Source organism: Nocardia sp. NPDC051832 (assembly GCF_040681285.1).
In the GTDB taxonomy this organism is placed as follows: Bacteria; Actinomycetota; Actinomycetes; order Mycobacteriales; family Mycobacteriaceae; genus Nocardia.
Genome location: NZ_JBFAYL010000001.1, coordinates 2,142,603 through 2,144,280 on the forward strand (window position 1 = coordinate 2,142,603; position 1,678 = coordinate 2,144,280).

1 rRNA gene (running past one end of the window) is annotated in these 1,678 nt (G+C 54.9%); it reads right to left on the bottom strand.

The features are described 5' to 3' along the window. Positions 1 to 1,293, bottom strand: a 23S ribosomal RNA gene (locus tag AB0M14_RS09605); it reaches 1,594 nt to the left of the window's first position. Positions 1,294 to 1,678 lie beyond the last annotated feature (385 nt).

Here is a 1,678-nt window from a genome sequence, read left to right on the forward strand (position 1 = left end):
GTCGCGCGGATGTATTGTTGGAGTGCCGCGGCTTCGGCGGTGTACTTGAGCCCCGCTACATTGTCGGCGCAGGATCACTTGACCAGTGAGCTATTACGCACTCTTTCAAGGGTGGCTGCTTCTAAGCCAACCTCCTGGTTGTCTTCGCGACCCCACATCCTTTTCCACTTAGTACACGCTTAGGGGCCTTAGCCGGCGATCTGGGCTGTTTCCCTCTCGACTACGAAGCTTATCCCCCGCAGTCTCACTGCCGCGCTCTCACACACCGGCATTCGGAGTTTGGCTGATTTCGGTAAGCTTGTGGGCCCCCTAGACCATCCAGTAGCTCTACCTCCGGTGTGAAACACGCGACGCTGCACCTAAATGCATTTCGGGGAGAACCAGCTATCACGGAGTTTGATTGGCCTTTCACCCCTACCCACAGCTCATCCCCTCAGTTTTCAACCTAAGTGGGTTCGGGCCTCCACGACGTCTTACCGTCGCTTCACCCTGGCCATGGGTAGATCACTCCGCTTCGGGTCTAGAACATGCGACTAAAACCGCCCTATTCGGACTCGCTTTCGCTACGGCTACCCCACACGGGTTAACCTCGCCACATGCCACTAACTCGCAGGCTCATTCTTCAAAAGGCACGCCATCACCCACAGTGCACTAAAGCACTCGCAGGCTCTGACGGATTGTAAGCGCACGGTTTCAGGTACTATTTCACTCCCCTCCCGGGGTACTTTTCACCTTTCCCTCACGGTACTAGTCCGCTATCGGTCACCAGGGAGTATTCAGGCTTACCGGGTGGTCCCGGCAGATTCACAGCAGATTTCACGGGCCCGCTGCTACTCGGGAGATATCCACGAGAGCCTAGGAGTTTTCATTTACCGGGCTATCACCGTCTATGGCAGGCCGTTCCAGACCACTTCAACTAACACCTAGGTTTCTGACTCTCGCTCCATTCGGCAGAATGAAGAAGAATATTCCCACTACCCCAGCCAGACAACAACTGCCGTCTATCACATCTGACTGGTTTAGCCTCATCCGCTTTCGCTCGCCACTACTCACGGAATCACTGTTGTTTTCTCTTCCTGTGGGTACTGAGATGTTTCACTTCCCCACGTTCCCTCCACACACCCTATATATTCAGATGCGGGTAACACGACATCACTCGTGCTGGGTTTCCCCATTCGGAAATCCTCGGATCTCAGCTCGGTTGACAGCTCCCCGAGGCTTATCGCAGCCTCCTACGTCCTTCATCGGCTCCTGGTGCCAAGGCATCCACCGTACGCTCTTAAACACTTACTAACAAAGATGCTCGCGTCCACTGTGCAGTTCTCAAACAACACACCCAACCGGATCTGATTCCAGGACCAACTCGGCGTCACCGCCGGCGGTATCAAGGAGATCCCATCGGATCGTCTGTTTTGCCTAGAAAGAACGCGTGTTCTTTCAGGACCCAACAGTGTGTCGATTACATCCAGGCATTACCTGGCACATGTCAGTGTTCCACCCATGAGCTCCGTGGTCCTACATTCGAGGACTCGAACGGCTCTGCCAACCTGTCGAACCACCTGTGTGGCAACAGAATTGGAGAATGCTCCTTAGAAAGGAGGTGATCCAGCCGCACCTTCCGGTACGGCTACCTTGTTACGACTTCGTCCCAATCGCCGATCCCACCTTCGACGGCTCC